Genomic DNA, 16,115 nt, shown 5'->3' on the forward strand with positions numbered 1-16,115 from the left:
CTACAGGAAGCTCTCGACGTGGTCGGCGACTTCCTCGGGCGTGTCGCCGACGGGGACGCCCGCGTCGTTGAGCGCGTCGATCTTGCTCTCGGCGGTGCCGGTGCCGCTGCCGGAGACGATGGCGCCGGCGTGGCCCATCCGCTTGCCCGGCGGCGCCGTTCGGCCGGCGATGAAGCCGGCGACCGGCGTCTCCATGTTCTCGGCGATGTACGCGGCGGCCTGCTCCTCGTCCTCGCCGCCGATCTCGCCGCACATCACGACCGCCTCGGTCTCGTCGTCCTGCTCGAACAGTTCGAGCGCGTCGATGAACGAGGTGCCGATGATAGGGTCGCCGCCGATCCCGACGGCGGTACTCTGCCCGATGCCGCGCTGGGTGAGGTTGTCCACGACCTGATAGGTCAGGGTGCCCGAACGGGAGACGAGCCCGACCTTCCCCTCCGCGAAGATGTTGCCCGGGAGGATGCCGAGCTTGGCCTCGCCGGGGGTGATGATGCCCGGGCAGTTCGGGCCGAGCAGGCGGGTGTCGACCTCCGAGAGGCGCTTGTTCACCTTCGCCATGTCCTGCGTGGGGACGCCCTCGGTGATCGCGACCGCGAGGTCGAGCGGCGCGTCGAGCGCCTCGAAGATCGCGTCGCCCGCGAAGGCCGGCGGGACGAAGATCACGGAGGCGTCGGCGTCCTCCTCGATCGCCGCCTCCTCGACGGTGTCGTAGACGGGGACGCCCGCCGAGGTCTGGCCGCCCTTGCCGGGGACGGCGCCGGCGACCACGTTGGTGCCGTACTCGATCATCTGCTCGGCGTGGAAGTTCCCCTCCCCGCCGGTGATGCCCTGTACCACAACGCGCGTGTCGTCGTCGACGAGAATGCTCATTGGTTCACCTCCTCGGCGTCAGCAACCGCACGCTGGACCGCCGACTCCAGCGTCTTCTCGACCGTCACGAGGTCGGTGTTCAGGATCTCCATCCCCTCCTCGGCGTTGGTCCCGGCCAGCCGGACCGTCACCGGCTTGGGGATCTCGTCGAACTGCTCCAAGGCCTCGTTGATCCCCTTGGCGACCTCGTCGCCGCGGGTGATCCCGCCGAAGATGTTGAACACGACGGAATCGACGTTCTCGTCGGAGAACACCATGTCCAGCGCGTGAGTGACGCGCTCGGCCTTGGCGCCGCCGCCGATGTCGAGGAAGTTCGCAGGGGTGCCGCCGTAGTAGTCCACGAGGTCGAGCGTCGTCATCACGAGGCCGGCACCGTTGCCGATGATGCCGACGTTGCCCGACAGTCGGACGTAGTCGAAGCCGTACTCCCCGGCCTTGCGCTCGAGGTCGTCCTCGTAGCTGTCCTCCTCCATCTCGGCGAGCTTGGGCTGGCGGAACAGCGCGTCCTCGTCGATGTTCATCACGGCGTCCGCGGCGATCACGTCGTCGTCGGCCGTGATCATCACGGGGTTGACCTCGATCTCGGAGGCGTCGGAGCTCTCGTAGAGGTCGAACAGCGTCCGCAGGATCGACGCGACCTCGCCGGCGAACTGTCGGTCGACGCCGGCCTCGTACACGACCTTCCGGGACTCGTAGGGGTGCATGCCGAACGCGGGGTCGACGTGTTCGCGGGCGATCGCCTCGGGGGTCTCCTCGGCGACCTCCTCGATGTCGACGCCGCCCTCGGTCGAGACCATCGCGACCGGCTCGCCGGCCGAGCGGTCCATCGTGACGCCGACGTACAGCTCGTCGACGAAGTCGACGCCGGCCTCCACGAGCACGCGCTCGACGGTGTAGCCCTTGAGGTCCATGCCGATGATCGACTCGGCGGCCTCGCGGGCCTCGTCCTCGCTCGTGACGATCTCGATGCCGCCGGCCTTGCCGCGGCCGCCGACGTGGACCTGTGCCTTGATCGCGGCGGGGTAGCCGATCTCTCCGACGGCCTCGACGACCTCGTCGACCGAGGAAGCGAGTCGGGACTCCGGCACCGGGATGCCGGCGTCGGCGAACACCTCCTTGGCCTGATACTCGTGTAGTTTCATCGCCTAGAGAAACTCGGGAGCGTGGGGCGCATAATCCCGTCGGTACGCGATGGCGTGACGGGGTATCGGCCGCCCCGTCGACGGCGGACGTTCCGGCGACACGCGCTGCCGCGACCGACGTTTCCTTCCGTCCCGCGGCGGAGATGCCGACGATGGCAGACGCACTGGCCGCGCCGCCGGTCGTGTACGCGCTCGCGTTGGTCCCCGCACTCCTCTGGGGGTTCTCGCCGGTGCTCTCCAAGCGCGGGATGGCCGCGGGCGGGACCTCGCTGCAGGCGTCGCTGGTCGTCGTGATCGTCGACAGCGGGCTCTACCTGCTCGCGCTCGCGGCGCTCCGGGGCGGGAGCGCGTTCGCGGGGCTGTCGGCCGAGACGATCGGCGTGTTCGTCGTCGCGGGCGTGTTCGGCACCGCGCTCGGCCGGCTCGCGACGTTCGCGGGCGTCGACCGCGTGGGCGCGAGCGTCAACAGCGCCGGCGTCTCCGCGCGACCGCTGTTCGCGACGCTGCTCGCGGTCGGCTTCCTCGGCGAGCCCGCGGCGCTGACCACCGCCGTCGGCGTCGTCGTGCTCGTCGTCGGACTCGCTGCGCTGGCGCTCGGGAAAGGCGGCGATATCGGCGGCTGGGAGTCGTACGAACTGCTGTTCCCGGTCGGGGCGGCGATCTGTTTCGCGATCGGGAACGTGCTCCGGCGCTACGGGCTGACCAGTTCGGGCGTGAGTTCGCTGGAGGCGGTCGCGATCAACGAGCTGGCCGCGCTCGCCGTGCTCGCGGGCTACGCGGCCGCCCGCGGGCGGCTAGGTGAGTTCCGCGACGCGCCCCGAGAGACGTGGGCGTACTTCGCGGGTAGCGGGACGATCACCGCGTTCGCGCTGCTGTCGCTGTTCGCGGCGCTCGGCCACCCGCAGGGCACCGTCGCGATCGTCGACCCGCTGGCGGCGACGGCGCCGCTTTTCACCACCGCGTTCGCGTACTTCCTGCTCGGCGACCTCGAACGCGTGACCCGGGGCGTCGTCGTCGGCGCGGCGCTGATCGTCCTCGGCGTGGCGCTGGTCACCGCGGGGCCGGCGCTGGTCGGCTGACCCGGGGAGACGACCACGAATTAATGTCGGCCCGGCACGTAGCCGGCGCATGGCCAAGTACTCGACCGGAAGCGGCGGCGGTGGCGACGACGGCGACGCGTGTGAGCTCTGCGGGACGGAGTCGGCGTCGCTGCGGAAAGCCAACGTCGCGGGGGCGGAGCTGCTCGTCTGTTCGGACTGCGAGCCGATGAGCGCCAATCGCCACAAGGACGAGAAGAAACGCGAGCAGCAGGAGGGCACGCGGGACGGCGAGCGCACGAACCGCAAGAAGCGCGCGGCCCAGAACACCGCGAAGCTGATGGACTCGAACCAGCCCGACACCGAGTGGGTCGAGGGCGCCGAGTACGACGAGGACAGCCTCCCGTACCTCGTCTCCGACTACGGCGATCTGGTCACCGAGGCCCGACAGGACGCCGGCCTCACGCCCGCGGAGCTGGCCGACGAGCTGGAGATCGACGCCGAGGACCTGATCGCCGTCGAGGAGGGGCGGGCGATCCGCGCCGACGTGGGCGGGAGCGTGATCGCCAAGCTGGAAGACCGGTTCGGGATCGAACTGGCGGAGGAGTAGGCGGCAGGCGTCGGGACGGCGCGGGCGACGATAGCCGGAGCCCACGGGTTTTTGCTGACTGGGGCGTTTCCCGCACCCATGCAGACGCTCGCGCCCGACAACCCCGAGACGCTTTCCTTCGACACCGAGGCGGCGGCCGTCGACGGCCGCGAGGTACTCCTCCACGAGACGTACTTCTACCCCGAGGGCGGCGGCCAGCCCGCCGACCGCGGCGTGATCGACGACGTAGACGTGGTCGACGTGCAGAAGTCCGAGGCCGGCGTCGTGCACACGCTCGCCGAGGCACCCGACTTCGAGAAAGGGGAGACGGTCCACTGCGTCGTCGACGCCGCGTTCCGCACCTACTGCAAGCGCGCTCACACCGCCAGCCACGTGCTGTTCGGGGCGGGGCGACGCGTGCTCGACGACGTCGGCTACGCCGGCTTCGACATCGGCGAGGAGCGCGTGCGCGTCGACTTCACCGCCGACACCGAGATCACCGACGAGGTGATGGTCGAGATGGAGCGGCTCGCGAACCGCGCGGTCTGGGACTCCCTGCCGGTGACGTGGGAGTATCAGGCGCCGGAGACCGCCCGCGAGCGCGAGGAGGTGGCGTTCAACACCAAGACCGAGGAGGGCGCGATGAGCGACGCCGACGAGGTGCGCATCGTCACCGTCGAGGGCTGGGACGTGGCGGCCTGTGGCGGCACCCACGTCTCGAACACGAGCGAGATCGGCCCGATCCACGTGCTGGAGCGCTCGAACCCGGGCGAGGGGGCGACCCGGGTGGAGTTCGCGGTCGGGCCGAACGCGATCGACGCCGCCGCCGAGCTCCACGACGCGGCCCGCGAGGCCGCGACCGACCTCGACGTGGCGCCGGCGGACATCCCCGACGCCGTCGACCGACTCACGAGCGAACGCGACGAGCTTCGGGCGGAGGTGGGCGACCTCAAGTCCGAACTCCTCTCCTACCGGCTCGACGACCTCGACCCCGTGGAGCGCGACGGCGGGCGCTGGCTCGTCGGCGCCGTCGAAGACACGACGCCGAACGACCTGCAGGGCGAGCTGGAGGGGTACGTCGGCGAGGAGATCGACGGCGTGGCAGTCGCGGGCACGTCCGGCGAGACGTTCGTCGTCGTCGCGACCGACGGCGACAGCGACGCCAACGCGGTCGTGCAGGACGTGACCGACGAGTTCGGCGGCGGCGGCGGCGGCAGCCCGACGTTCGCTCAGGGCGGCGGGATCCCGGCGCCGCCGCTCGAAGTGGTGGGCTACCTGCGGAACGACGACTGAGGCCCGGGAGTCGGACCGTTTTTGCGCCGCGCGGCCCACCACTCGGCCATGCAGATCCAGACCGACTCCGCGCTGACCGACGAGCAGCGCGCCTTTCGGGACGCCGTCGAGGAGTTCGCGCTCGAGGAGCTCCGGCCCGCGGCCCAGCAGCTCGACGCCGAGGAGACGTTCCCCGAGGACGCGTGGGACGACCTCGCCGAACTCGACCTCACGGGGCTGACCGTCCCGGCTGAGTACGGCGGCTTCGACGCCGACAGCGCCACCTACGCGGTCGTGAACGAGGCGGTCGCCTACGGCCACCTCGCGGTCGCGACCGCGCTGTCGGTCCACTGTCTCGCGACCTCCTGTATCGCGGAGTTCGGCAGCGACGAGGTGAAGGAGGAGTGGCTCCCGGAGATGGTCGACGGCCGGCCCGTCGGCGCGTTCTGTCTCTCCGAGCCCGGCGCGGGATCGAACCCCGCGGAGATGACGACCACCGCCGAGAAAACCGACGACGGCTACCGCATCTCCGGCGAGAAGCAGTGGATCACCAACGGCGAGCGCGCCGGCGTGTACATCGTCTTCGCGAAGACCGACCCCGAGGACCGGGGGTCGATCACGCAGTTCCTCGTCCCCGCCGACTACGACGGGGTGAAGGTGGGGAAGAAGGAGCACAAGCTCGGCCTGCGCGCCAGCGACACGACGGGGATGACGTTCGACGGCGTCGAGATCCCGGAGAAGTACCGCCTCACGCCGGAGGGGAAGGGGCTCTCGGCGGCGTTCAAGATCCTCACCGGCGGCCGGCTGGGGATCGCGTCGCAGGCGGTCGGCGTCGCACAGGCCGCGCTGGACGAGGCGATCGCCTACGCCGGCGAGCGCGAACAGTTCGGCAAGCCGATCGGCGACATCGGCGCGATCCGGCAGAAGATCGCCGACATGGCCACGCAGGTGGAGGCGTCGCGGCTGCTCTGCCGGGAGGCCGCGCGGCAGGCCGACGCGGGGGAGGACTCGCGGGTGATCGCGTCGATGGCGAAGTACTTCGCGAGCGAGGCAGCGGTGGACGTGACCAACGAGGCGGTCCAGATCCACGGCGGCTACGGCTACATGAGCGAGTTCGACGTGGAGCGGTTCTACCGCGACGCGAAGATCACGACGATCTACGAGGGGACCAGCGAGATCCAGAAGACGATCATCGCTCGGTCGTTGTTGGATTAGGCGGGTTCGTTGGCAGTATCGGCTTTTCCGAACGAGGTGATAGCAACAGCGTCTCTATCGTCGGCAACTGAGACAGCGACCGCGACAGCATCTCGATGTCTGGCCACTTGTAACCGCAGAGTGCCGAGCACGAGGCTCGACACAGCCCCGAGTCCCCACCCCTCCCCCCGCGGCCGCCGACTGTCGGCCGTCACCAGAAATCGGAGATTTCTGGTTGGCAGACGAGAGCTTCGCTCTCGTCGACGGCCGCGAGGCGTCCACCGCTACTGCACCGCCGTCGCTGTCGGCGCGAGGCGCACGCGGCCTCGTGCCGCGTGTCAGCGCGAGGGACGACTGACCGAGTGGAACGAGGGAAGGAGTCGGGTGGGGAGGTTCGTGGGCTGTGCGGGGCGGTGCGGTCGCAAGTGGCCAACGATCGAGTTGCTGTCGCGGCCGCTGTCACGGTCCCCGTCGAAACCCTCAGAGAAATCCAACTACGCAGAATCGTCCGCCAACTACGCAGAACCGTCCGACTCCTGCCACCGCGCGTACAGGTACACGCAGAGCCCCGTCACCACCCACACTGGCGCGCCCACGCGGACCGCGAAGGAGACTCGCGAGCCCCAGTCGGGCAGCGCGACCTGCGTCGACAGCAGCGCCACCAGCGGCGCGCCGACGACGATCGTCAGCACGAACGTCACCTGCATCACCCAGCCGAAATCCACGCCCTCGGGGTCGGTCGTGGCGACGTGTTCGGGCATCAGAGACGGTCGAGGAACGACTCCAGCGCGTTGTTGAATGCCGCGGGCTGTTCGAGCATCGCGAGGTGGGCGGCGTCGTCGATCGTCGCGAGTTCGCAGTCGGGGATCGACGCCGCCAGCGCCTCGTGGTAGTGCGGCGGCGTGAGCTTGTCGTGCTCGCCGACGATCGCCAGCGTCGGCACGTCGATCTCGTCGAGCCGGTCGCGCACGTCGAAGCTGTGACAGCTCCGGAAGTCCCGGGCGGTGACGTCCTGCCCCGTCTCGCGCATCGCCGCCTCGCTGATCTCGACCAGTTCCTCGTCGGGGTCGTGGAACAGCCGGTCCGGGCCGTGGAGGAACTCCACCGCGCGGTCGAAATCGGACTCCAGCCAGACGAGCAGGTCGTCGAGCACGGGCAGGCGTGCGCCCGTCCCCGTGAGCACGAGGCCGTCGAGATCGAGGTCGCGATCCAGCGCGACGAGCATCGCCACCGCGCCGCCGAGGGAGTTGCCACAGAGCACTCGATCGCCCGTCTCCTCGGCGACGGCGACCACGTCGTCGGCGTAGCCCGACAGCGTCTCGTACCCCGCCTGCGCGGTCAGCGACCCGCTCTCGCCGTGGTCGCTCAGATCCATCGCCGTCACCGGCGTCCGGTCGGAGAGCCGCGACTGGGAGTTCCAGACGCCCGCGTTCCCGCCGCTGCCGTGCACACAGAGCAGCCCCGGTCCGTCGTCGGTCCGCGCCGAACGACGGTACGAGATCCCCCGACCGTGGTGCGAAACCCGCTTCATACCGTCGTGTCACCCGCGGCGAGCATAAATCCGCGGGACCGACGGCCGCCCCGGCGAGGCATGACCCGGAACGGAACCGCTACCTCACCCCTAATCCACCGACCCGCTGCCGTCATGCGATTTTTTGGCAAAAGGTTTAAATAGATACCCCGATTACTTGGAGTTAGCTAATGACCACTCACCAACGCAGTATCAGTGACGAGGAGTTCGGTCGCGTCTACGAGTACGACGACAGTCTCGTGGTCGCGCTCGATCTCGCCGACGCCGAGGGGGAGGTCGCCGTCGACACGGTCGGCGAGACCGCCATCGTCGTGGTCGAGGGCCCGGACGGGACCTCGACCGAGCGCGAGGTCGAACTCCCGGGCGAGCCCCGTGAGAGCAGCGTGAACAACGGCGTGCTGACGATCGAGGTGGACGCATGAAGCTCACCGTCAAGCCGCTGAAGCAGAAAGACGCCGGCCGCCGACTGGCGGCGGTCGACCGCGTCGCCGCCGACGAGATGGATCTCTCGGGGGGCGACTTCATCCGCATCCAGGGCCAGCAGGGCGCCGCGATCGCCCGGGTCTGGCCGGGCTACCCCGAGGACGACGGCACGGGCGTCGTGCGCATCGACGGTCGGCTGCGACAGGAGGCCAGCGTCGGCATCGACGACCGCGTCGAGGTCGAGCCCGCCGACGTGAACCCCGCCGAGAGCGTCACCGTGGCGCTCCCCCAGAACATGGGGATTCGCGGCGACATCGGCAGCCTCGTCCGGAAGGAGCTCTCCGGCCAGCCCGTCACGACCGGGCAGGACGTCCAGCTCCCGCTGGGCTTCGGCCTGATGGGCGGGCAGGGGCAGGCGGTGCCCCTGAAGATCGCCGAGACCGACCCCAGCGGGACGGTCGTGATCACCGACTCCACCGAGGTGGAGATCAGCCAGCAGCCCGCCGAGCAGATCCGACAGGAGCGCGGCGGGGGCGCCGGCGCCGACGGCTCGGCCACCGAGGGTCCCGACGTGGCCTACGAGGACATCGGCGGCCTCGACGACGAGCTCGAGCAGGTCCGGGAGATGATCGAGCTCCCGATGCGCCACCCCGAGCTGTTCGGCCGGCTGGGGATCGAGCCCCCGAAGGGCGTGCTGCTGCACGGCCCGCCCGGCACGGGGAAGACGCTGATCGCGAAGGCGGTGGCCAACGAGATCGACGCCTCGTTCCACACCATCTCGGGCCCCGAGATCATGTCGAAGTACTACGGGGAGTCCGAGGAGCAGCTCCGTGAGGTGTTCGAGGAGGCCCAAGAGCAGAGCCCCGCGATCATCTTCATGGACGAGCTCGACGCCATCGCCCCCGCGCGTGACGAGGCCGGCGGCGACGTGGAGCGCCGCGTCGTGGCCCAGCTCCTCTCCCTGATGGACGGGCTGGAGGAGCGCGGCGAGATCGTGGTGATCGGCGCGACCAACCGCGTCGACGCCATCGACCCCGCGCTCCGCCGCGGCGGCCGCTTCGACCGCGAGATCGAGGTCGGCGTGCCGGACACCCACGGCCGCGAAGAGATCCTGCAGGTCCACACGCGCAACATGCCGCTCGCCGACGACGTGGACATCGAGGAGCTCGCGGAGAACACCCACGGGTTCGTCGGCGCGGACCTCGAGTCGCTCGCGAAGGAGTCCGCGATGATCGCGCTCCGGCGGTTCCGCCCCGAACTCGACCTCGAGGCGGACGAGATCGACGCGGAGACGCTCGAACGCCTCGACGTGACGGAGGACGACTTCAAGAAGGCGCTGCGCGGCATCGAACCCAGCGCCCTGCGCGAGGTGTTCGTCGAGGTCCCCGACATCACGTGGGAGGACGTCGGCGGCCTCGAAGGCACGAAGGAGCGCCTGCGCGAGACGATCCAGTGGCCGCTGGACTACCCCGAGGTGTTCGAGCAGATGGACGTCGACAGCGCAAAGGGCGTGCTGCTGTACGGCCCGCCCGGCACGGGCAAGACGCTGCTCGCGAAGGCCGTCGCGAACGAGGCCGAGAGCAACTTCATCTCGGTGAAGGGGCCGGAGCTGCTGGACAAGTACGTGGGCGAGTCCGAGAAGGGCGTCCGCGAGATCTTCAGCAAGGCCCGCGAGAACGCCCCGACGGTGGTGTTCTTCGACGAGATCGACGCCATCGCGACCGAGCGCGGGCAGAACAGCGGTGACTCGGGCGTCGGCGAACGCGTCGTGAGCCAGCTCCTGACGGAGCTCGACGGGCTCGAGGAGCTGGAGGACGTGGTCGTCGTCGCGACCACGAACCGGCCGGACCTGATCGACAGTGCGCTGATCCGCCCCGGCCGACTGGACCGCCACGTCCACGTGCCCGTGCCCGACGAGGACGCGCGCCGCGCGATCCTCGAGGTCCACACCCGCGAGAAGCCGCTGGCCGACGACGTGGATCTCGACGACATCGCGGCCCGTACCGACGGCTACGTCGGCGCGGATCTGGAGGCGCTGGCCCGCGAGGCGTCGATGAACGCCACCCGGGAGTTCATCAACAGCGTCGACCCCGAGGAGGCCGCCGAGAGCGTGGGCAACGTCCGCGTGACGATGGACCACTTCGAGGAGGCACTCGACGAAGTCGTCCCGTCGGTCACCGACGAGACCCGCGAGCAGTACCAGGAGATCGAGCAGCGCTTCAAGCGCAGCGACGTGGAGCGCGAGGAACAGGAGCCCGCCGCGCCGACGTTCCAGTAACTCCCTCGGTCCCTTTTCGCAGTTCGTCGTCGTTTCTACGCCTCGGGGAGATCGTACTCCACGCCCGTCAACTCCTCTGAAACGTCCCAGAGCCGTGCCGCAGTCTCCTCGTCGTACGACGCCGCGCTCGACTCCTGTGTCTCCGGCGCGCCGCGCATGTTCATGAGCCCGCCGGGGCCGACGTACTCGCCGCCGTCGATCTCGGCTTCGGTCGCCGCGTACAGCATCGGCAGCGCGCCCTGCGTGGCCGACTGGGCGAGCAGGGCGTTGGCGGCCTTCATCGCCCACAGCCGCAGCGTCGACCCCGACTCCTCGGGCCCGCGGAACTGGAGGTTCGTGTCGGCGAACCCGGGGTGGCAGCCGACGCTGATCGTGTCGGCATCCGCCGCGTCGAGTCGGCGATCCAGTTCGTACGCGAACAGGAGGTTCGCGAGCTTGCTCTGGGCGTAGGCGCCCCACTTGTCGTAGGACTCCTCGTGCTGGAGGTCGTCGAAGTCGATCTCCCCCTGCTCGTGGACGCCGCTGCTCTGGGTGACCACTCTGGTCTCCCCCGCCGTCGTCCGGAGGTCGTCCAACAGGTGGCCCGTGAGCGCGAAGTGACCGAGGTGGTTGATCCCGAACTGGCGCTCGAAGCCGTCCGCGGTCTCCCCGCGGGGGACCGCCATCACGCCGGCGTTGTTACAGAGCACGTGCAGGTCCTCGAAGTTCGACTGGAAGGCGTCCGCGAAGCGCGCGACCGAGTCGAGATCGGCGAGGTCGAGCTCCATCACCGTCAGCGAGCCGGCGTCGGGCGCCGACGCCCACGCGGGCCCGTCGGCGAGCGTCGCCCGGATCTCCTCGGCGGCTGCCTCGGCCCGGTCGAGGCTCCGGCAGGCCAGCACCACGTCGGCGCCGTGGCCCGCGAACGCCTCGGTGGCCTCGTAGCCGAGCCCGCTGTTCGCGCCGGTGACGATCACGGTCCTGTCAGTCTGTTCGGCCATCGACGATCGGTCCCAGCTCATGACTGAACGTTCGGTCAGGACCGGGGTAACGGTTCCGGTGGCGGCGACGGCGCCGGTTTTCACAGTCGATAGCCGCGGCGGACGAACTATCTTCCCCCCGGCTGAACGAGTGTTCATGAGCGTGATCCGGACCGACGACCTGCGGAAGTCCTACGGCGATCTCGCGGCGCTCGACGGGCTCTCGATCGCGGTCGAGTCGGGCGAGCTGTACGGGCTACTCGGCCCGAACGGTGCCGGGAAGACCACGACGATGAGCGTGCTGACGGGGCAGACCGTCGCCGACGGCGGCGAGGCGGAAGTCCTCGGCGTCGACCCCGAAGCCGATCCGATCGGCGTCCGCGAGAAGGTGGGCATCCTCCCGGAGAAGGAGTCGCCGCCGAGCTTCTCGACGCCCCGGGAGTACTTCCAGTTCGTCGGCGCCGTCCGGGGGATGGCCGACGAGGAGGTGGACGAGCGAACCGAGACGTGGGCCGAGCGTCTGAGCTTCGCCGAGAAGCTCGACACGCTGTCGACGGATCTCTCCCGCGGGCAGCAGCAGAAGACGATGATCGCCGGCGCGTTCCTCCACGAGCCCGAGGTGGTGTTCATCGACGAGCCGCTCGCGAACCTCGACCCCATCGTGCAGGAACGGGTGAAGCGCTTCCTCACGAACTACCGCGAGGCGGGCAACACCGTGGTGGTCTCCACGCACAACGTCGAGGTGGCCGCCGAACTCTGCTCGCGGGTCGGCATCGTCAACGCCGGCGAGTTGGTCACGGAGGTCGTCCCGAGCGAACTGGCGGCGGGGGAGACGCTGCTGGACGTGTTCGTCGCGCACGTCGACGACGAGGCGGAGTGGGCCAGCGATGAGTGAGGCCAGGAGCGGTCCCGGCGGCGACCCACCGAGCCGGTGGGAGCGCGACAAACTGGTGTTCCGCGAGATGCTGCGCGAGGAGTGGCGACTACACAGCCAACTGCTCGGCGGCGGCAGTTTCGGCGCGTTCCCGCTGCTCGTGGTCGCGCTGGTCGCCGGCGCCGTCTGGCTGCTCGATTTCACGGGCACCGACCCCGGCGCGGTCGTCGCGGGGATGCACGCGTTGGCGTTCGTCTTCGGCCTGCACACGGGCTCGATCGGCTTCGTCGGCCGCGACGCGGTGGGGAACGTACTGGGCGACGTGACGCTCGTGGTGTTCTCCGCCCGGACGCTCCCGCTCTCGCAGGCGCGCCTGCTGGGGATCTTCGTCGTGAAGGACGTGTGCTACTACGCGGCGCTGTTCCTGCTGCCGATGGCCGTCGGCGTCGCGCCCGCGGCGCTTTCGGGTGCCGGGATCGGTCTCGCGGCCATCCCGCTGCTGTGGGTCACCCTCGTCACCACGTTCGTGCTCGGCATCGGGCTCACCATCGCCGGCGTCGGGCTCTCGGCGAAAGGACTCCCGGGAAGGGGGCTCCTGCTCGTCCTCCTCGCCGGGGGCGCCGCGGCGTGGTACACGGGCGTCCCGGTGCTCGACTACACGCCCTACGGGCTCTACGAGAACCCGAGCCTCACGAGCGCCGTCTCCGCCGGCGCGCTGATCGTCGCGGCCTACGCCGTCGGCGCGGCGACGTTCGACCCGCAGGTCCGGTCGACCGATCGCACCGTCGGCCCGGAGTTCCGCCGCTGGCTCGCCCGCGTCGAGGACCCCGTGGCCGCGAAGACGCTGCTCGACGTCCACCGCAGCTCCGGCGGCTTCGGGAAGGTGCTGTTCTCCGCCGCGGTGCTGCTGGGGGTGACAGCCGGGCTGGTCGACCTCGCGTCGGACATCACTGGCGTCGCGCCCTCCGTCGGCGTCTCCTTCGGCGCCGTACTGGGGCTGACGGGCTTTACCACGTACAACTGGCTCACGACGAACGACGACGTTGAGAGCTACCTCGCTCACCCGCTCGACGCCGCGGCCGTGTTCCACGGGAAGCTCCGGGCGTTCCTGCTGCTCGGGCCGGCGGTCGGGCTGGCGTTCTACGCGGTCGGCGTTCTCTGGCGCGGCACCCCCCTCGCGGAGGCGCTCGTCGGCGCCGTCGTGCTCGTCGGCGTCGCCTGCTACGTGTTCGGGCTGACGATCTACCTCGCCGGGCTGTCGCCCAACGAGTTCCTGTTCGACACGGGGCTGTACGCCGCCTTCGGCGCCGCGGTCGCGATCCCGCTGGTGCCGATTCTCGTGGTCGCGTTCGCGCTCGCGCCGGTGTCGGCGGGGCTATTGGCTGGGTTGGGCGTCGGTGGCGCAGTGCTCGGTGCGGTCGGGATGGGGCTGTATCGACGGTCACTCCCGAAGTGGGGGGCGTACCATCGGACGTAGATTCCCTCGGTTTCGGGACTATAGACTGGTCTAGTTGGGGTTACTATTCAGAACCCCACCGACTGAATCCGTGTCAGTATGCTTGGATTCACGAGTCCGCCATTCCAGACCATGAAGTCAAACAGGAAGTACAAACTACCTGCCGTAGCTATTCCCTCCAGAATGTTGTCACTCAACATATATCGGCGTACCCACCAGGGGGTATATATGCCTCACGCCGGCTGAAGAACCCAGTCCGCCCGATTCACACCCCTTTTTGCGACGCCGGGCAGTACTCCACGGTAATGGACGACGACATCCGCGAGCGGATCGAACGGGAGGCCGAGAAGCACGCCCTGTTCAACGCGCTCGAACACGGCAGCGACGCCGAGGTCGGCCCGATCATGGGGCCGCTGATGGGCGAGAACCCCGAGTTCCGCCAGCACGGCGACGAGATCGCGGGCGTCGTCGCCCCGGTCGTCTCGCGGGTCAACGGGATGGACGCCGACGAGCAGGAACAGCGCCTCGAAGAGCTGGACGAGGCGCTGTACGAGGAGCTGATGGCCGAGGAGGAGGAGGACGACCAGATCCTCCCCGGGCTCCCGAACGCCGACGAGTACGACGAGATCCGGATGCGCGCGGCGCCGAACCCCAACGGCCCGTGGCATCTCGGCCACGCCCGGATGCCGGCGGTGATGGGCACCTACACCGAGGAGGTGTACGACGGCCACTTCATCGTGCGGTTCGACGACACCGACCCCGAGACGAAGCGGCCCGACCTCGACGCCTACGACGCGATCCTCGACGACATCGAGTACCTCGGCTTCACGCCCGACGAGGTGCTCAAAGCCTCGGATCGCGTCGAGACGTACTACGAGCACGCCCGGAACCTCATCGACGCGGGGGGCGCCTACACCTGCTCCTGCTCGGGCGAGACGTTCTCCGAACTCAAAAACGACGCCGAGGCCTGCCCGCACCGCGACAAGGACACGGAGACGGTCCACGAGGAGTTCGACGCGATGATCGCCGGCGAGTACAGCTCCGGCGAGATGGTGCTCCGCGTGAAGACCGACATCGAGCACAAGAACCCCGCACTCCGGGACTGGGTGGCGTTCCGGATGGTCGACACTCCCCACCCGCGCGAGGAGGCCAGCGAGTACCGCTGCTGGCCGATGCTCGACTTCCAGTCCGGCATCGACGACCAGCTCACCGGCGTCACCCACATCATCCGCGGGATCGACCTGCAGGACTCCGCGAAGCGCCAGCGGTTCGTCTACGACTACTTCGACTGGGAGTACCCCGAAGTGCTCCACTGGGGCCACGTCCAGATCGACGCCTACGACGTGAAGATGAGCACGTCGACGATCATCGAGAAGATCGAGAACGGCGAGCTCTCGGGCTGGGACGACCCGCGCGCGCCCACCATCGCGTCCGTCCGCCGGCGCGGCATCCGCGGGCAAGCGCTCGTGGACGCGATGCTCGAACTCGGGCTCTCCACCTCGGACGTGGATCTCGCGATGTCGACGGTCTACTCGAACAACCGCGAGCTGATCGACGACGACGCCGACCGGCGGTTCTTCGTCCGTGACGGCGTCGAACTCCCGATCTCGGGCGGTCCCGAGGTCGCGAACCCGCCGCTGCACCCCGACCACGAGGACCGCGGGACCCGCGACATCCCCGTCGGCGACGCGGTGCTCGTCGAGGAAGGGGACCTCCCCGAGGAAGGCGGCAAGGTCTGGCTCAAAGGGTTCGGACCGGTGAAGCGCACCGCCGACGGCTTCGAGCACACCGACGACGATCTGGAAGTGGTCAAGAGCGGCGACGTGGACGTGATCCACTGGGTGCCCGCGAGCGAGAACGTCCCCCTGCGCCTGCGAACGATCGAGGGCGACGAGACCGGCCACGCGGAGCCGGGGTATGCCGACTACGACGCCGACGCGATGCTGCAGTTCGAGCGCGTCGGCTTCGCACGGGTGGACGAGCAGCACGAGGACGAGGAGTCGGTGGCGTACTACGCCCACCCCTGATCGGGCTCGACGCGGGGGTCGCCGCCGAAGAGCGGCGTCAAGACGCGATGAGGACGACGGCGACGACCGCCAGCCCGATGCCGGCGACGTTCGCCGTGCTGAGCTCCGCCTCGAAGTAGAGTACACCGACGATCACCGGAACGACGAAGTACAGCGCGGCGATCGCCGACACGATCGCGACGCTCCCCCGTTCGAGCGCGGCGTAGAAGCTGATCGATCCGACCGCGAGGAACGCCCCCGACAGCAGCGCGAACCCCACGTCCGTCCCGGTGCCGCTGATCGGTCGGCGCATCCAGAGCACGTAGCCGCCGACGAGCGTGATGCTCGCGACGTAGGAGAGGAAGACGGCGTTGACGGCCGATAGCGACCGCGTCGCGACGCCAGCGGTCACCGCCCATCCCCCGAACAACACCAGCGCGCCGAACGCCAGCGCGATCCCGAGACTGATCACGTCGTGGGGAGT

Annotated in this window: 15 protein-coding genes; 9 read left to right on the top strand and 6 right to left on the bottom strand. The window is 69.4% G+C overall.

The genetic code is table 11. The features are described from left to right. Positions 1-870, bottom strand: a complete 870-nt coding sequence (sucD, locus tag ACQUSM_RS09275) for a succinate--CoA ligase subunit alpha (RefSeq protein WP_435117994.1) — start codon at positions 868-870, stop codon at positions 1-3. After that, on the bottom strand, positions 867-2,012 hold the full coding sequence (gene sucC / locus ACQUSM_RS09280; protein WP_435117996.1) for an ADP-forming succinate--CoA ligase subunit beta: 1,146 nt from the start codon (positions 2,010-2,012) through the stop codon (positions 867-869). Before sucC ends, sucD begins: the two co-directional genes overlap by 4 nt. A gap of 152 nt (positions 2,013-2,164) precedes the next feature. Here sucC and ACQUSM_RS09285 point away from each other — a divergent pair, with 152 nt between their 5' ends. The 4 genes from ACQUSM_RS09285 to ACQUSM_RS09300 all read left to right on the top strand — a co-directional run bounded on the left by ACQUSM_RS09285 (position 2,165) and on the right by ACQUSM_RS09300 (position 6,125). Next, entirely contained in the window at positions 2,165-3,091 is a 927-nt protein-coding gene (locus ACQUSM_RS09285; RefSeq protein ID WP_435117998.1) for an EamA family transporter, read from the top strand. A 49-nt stretch (positions 3,092-3,140) separates the two neighbouring features. After that, positions 3,141-3,659, top strand: coding sequence for a helix-turn-helix domain-containing protein (locus tag ACQUSM_RS09290; RefSeq protein ID WP_435118000.1), 519 nt, complete (start codon positions 3,141-3,143; stop codon positions 3,657-3,659). A 78-nt stretch (positions 3,660-3,737) separates the two neighbouring features. Continuing rightward, on the top strand, positions 3,738-4,931 hold the full coding sequence (locus ACQUSM_RS09295; RefSeq protein WP_435118001.1) for an alanine--tRNA ligase-related protein: 1,194 nt from the start codon (positions 3,738-3,740) through the stop codon (positions 4,929-4,931). A gap of 48 nt (positions 4,932-4,979) precedes the next feature. After that, positions 4,980-6,125: an acyl-CoA dehydrogenase family protein gene (locus tag ACQUSM_RS09300; protein WP_435118002.1), complete on the top strand. Its 1,146-nt coding sequence runs from the start codon at positions 4,980-4,982 to the stop codon at positions 6,123-6,125. Between the two features lie 494 nt (positions 6,126-6,619). Here the strand turns inward: ACQUSM_RS09300 and ACQUSM_RS09305 are convergent, their stop codons facing one another. Together ACQUSM_RS09305 and ACQUSM_RS09310 are read right to left on the bottom strand one after the other, a co-directional pair. Further along, positions 6,620-6,865, bottom strand: coding sequence for a DUF5822 domain-containing protein (locus tag ACQUSM_RS09305; RefSeq protein WP_435118003.1), 246 nt, complete (start codon positions 6,863-6,865; stop codon positions 6,620-6,622). Continuing rightward, entirely contained in the window at positions 6,865-7,635 is a 771-nt protein-coding gene (locus tag ACQUSM_RS09310) for an alpha/beta fold hydrolase (protein ID WP_435118004.1), read from the bottom strand. Before ACQUSM_RS09310 ends, ACQUSM_RS09305 begins: the two co-directional genes overlap by 1 nt. 170 nt (positions 7,636-7,805) lie before the next feature. Between ACQUSM_RS09310 and ACQUSM_RS09315 the strand changes: the two genes are divergently transcribed. Beyond that, positions 7,806-8,057, top strand: a complete 252-nt coding sequence (locus ACQUSM_RS09315; protein ID WP_435118005.1) for a DUF7127 family protein — start codon at positions 7,806-7,808, stop codon at positions 8,055-8,057. Next, a complete protein-coding gene (locus tag ACQUSM_RS09320; protein ID WP_435118006.1) occupies positions 8,054-10,336 on the top strand; it encodes a CDC48 family AAA ATPase in 2,283 nt (760 codons plus the stop codon). The genes ACQUSM_RS09315 and ACQUSM_RS09320 overlap by 4 nt, the downstream gene beginning before the upstream one ends. A gap of 35 nt (positions 10,337-10,371) precedes the next feature. On the opposite strand, the gene ACQUSM_RS09325 is transcribed toward ACQUSM_RS09320, so the two are convergent. Further along, positions 10,372-11,337, bottom strand: a complete 966-nt coding sequence (locus ACQUSM_RS09325) for an oxidoreductase (protein WP_435118007.1) — start codon at positions 11,335-11,337, stop codon at positions 10,372-10,374. Between the two features lie 115 nt (positions 11,338-11,452). On the opposite strand from ACQUSM_RS09325, the gene ACQUSM_RS09330 reads away from it, so the two are divergent. The 3 genes from ACQUSM_RS09330 to ACQUSM_RS09340 all read left to right on the top strand — a co-directional run bounded on the left by ACQUSM_RS09330 (position 11,453) and on the right by ACQUSM_RS09340 (position 15,652). After that, a complete protein-coding gene (locus ACQUSM_RS09330; protein WP_435118008.1) occupies positions 11,453-12,190 on the top strand; it encodes an ABC transporter ATP-binding protein in 738 nt (245 codons plus the stop codon). Further along, positions 12,183-13,646 carry a hypothetical protein gene (locus ACQUSM_RS09335; protein ID WP_435118009.1) on the top strand — a complete coding sequence of 488 codons (1,464 nt, stop codon included), beginning with the start codon at positions 12,183-12,185 and terminating at the stop codon, positions 13,644-13,646. The genes ACQUSM_RS09330 and ACQUSM_RS09335 overlap by 8 nt, the downstream gene beginning before the upstream one ends. Before the next feature lie 284 nt (positions 13,647-13,930). Beyond that, a complete protein-coding gene (locus tag ACQUSM_RS09340; protein ID WP_435118010.1) occupies positions 13,931-15,652 on the top strand; it encodes a glutamate--tRNA ligase in 1,722 nt (573 codons plus the stop codon). Between the two features lie 37 nt (positions 15,653-15,689). On the opposite strand, the gene ACQUSM_RS09345 is transcribed toward ACQUSM_RS09340, so the two are convergent. After that, a complete protein-coding gene (locus tag ACQUSM_RS09345) occupies positions 15,690-16,103 on the bottom strand; it encodes an EamA family transporter (protein ID WP_435118011.1) in 414 nt (137 codons plus the stop codon). Positions 16,104-16,115: the final 12 nt, after the last annotated feature.

The sequence above is a fragment of the Halolamina sp. C58 genome (genome assembly GCF_051195095.1).
In the GTDB taxonomy this organism is placed as follows: domain Archaea; phylum Halobacteriota; class Halobacteria; order Halobacteriales; family Haloferacaceae; genus Halolamina.

Coding starts and splice junctions, on each gene's coding strand:
- ACQUSM_RS09290 (WP_435118000.1), top strand. CDS start 3,141: ATGGCCAAGTACTCGACCGGAAGCGGCGGCGGTGGCGACGACGGCGAC.
- ACQUSM_RS09305 (WP_435118003.1), bottom strand. CDS start 6,865: ATGCCCGAACACGTCGCCACGACCGACCCCGAGGGCGTGGATTTCGGC.
- ACQUSM_RS09300 (WP_435118002.1), top strand. CDS start 4,980: ATGCAGATCCAGACCGACTCCGCGCTGACCGACGAGCAGCGCGCCTTT.
- ACQUSM_RS09340 (WP_435118010.1), top strand. CDS start 13,931: ATGGACGACGACATCCGCGAGCGGATCGAACGGGAGGCCGAGAAGCAC.
- ACQUSM_RS09315 (WP_435118005.1), top strand. CDS start 7,806: ATGACCACTCACCAACGCAGTATCAGTGACGAGGAGTTCGGTCGCGTC.
- ACQUSM_RS09285 (WP_435117998.1), top strand. CDS start 2,165: ATGGCAGACGCACTGGCCGCGCCGCCGGTCGTGTACGCGCTCGCGTTG.
- sucD (WP_435117994.1), bottom strand. CDS start 870: ATGAGCATTCTCGTCGACGACGACACGCGCGTTGTGGTACAGGGCATC.
- sucC (WP_435117996.1), bottom strand. CDS start 2,012: ATGAAACTACACGAGTATCAGGCCAAGGAGGTGTTCGCCGACGCCGGC.
- ACQUSM_RS09330 (WP_435118008.1), top strand. CDS start 11,453: ATGAGCGTGATCCGGACCGACGACCTGCGGAAGTCCTACGGCGATCTC.
- ACQUSM_RS09310 (WP_435118004.1), bottom strand. CDS start 7,635: ATGAAGCGGGTTTCGCACCACGGTCGGGGGATCTCGTACCGTCGTTCG.
- ACQUSM_RS09325 (WP_435118007.1), bottom strand. CDS start 11,337: ATGAGCTGGGACCGATCGTCGATGGCCGAACAGACTGACAGGACCGTG.
- ACQUSM_RS09320 (WP_435118006.1), top strand. CDS start 8,054: ATGAAGCTCACCGTCAAGCCGCTGAAGCAGAAAGACGCCGGCCGCCGA.
- ACQUSM_RS09335 (WP_435118009.1), top strand. CDS start 12,183: ATGAGTGAGGCCAGGAGCGGTCCCGGCGGCGACCCACCGAGCCGGTGG.
- ACQUSM_RS09295 (WP_435118001.1), top strand. CDS start 3,738: ATGCAGACGCTCGCGCCCGACAACCCCGAGACGCTTTCCTTCGACACC.